A 238-nucleotide genomic window follows, 5' to 3' on the forward strand; every position below is an offset into this window, starting at 1 on the left:
GACATTGACGCCGTTGCTGACCGAGCCGGCCATCGTGGCCGCACGGCCGCCATTGCCGCCGCCGCCGCCAATCGACTGTGCCACGATGCCGCCCGAGCCGACCGCGTCGGTGTCGGCGATGATGTTGCCGTCCGCCCTGACCGTAACCTTGCCGCCAGGGCCGCCATCGCCGCCCTCGCCGCCAACCGAAACGCCGACCGCTGCCGATGCGTAGAAACCGGCGCTGAAGGCTCCGGAA

Annotated in this window: 1 protein-coding gene; it reads right to left on the reverse strand. The window is 71.0% G+C overall.

The genetic code is table 11. The features are described 5' to 3' along the window. The coding region (locus EOC06_RS39350) for a hypothetical protein (protein WP_164899110.1) at positions 1–238 on the reverse strand (238 nt) is incomplete at both ends.

The organism is Mesorhizobium sp. M7A.F.Ca.MR.362.00.0.0, assembly GCF_004023175.1.
Classification (GTDB): Bacteria; Pseudomonadota; Alphaproteobacteria; order Rhizobiales; family Rhizobiaceae; genus Mesorhizobium.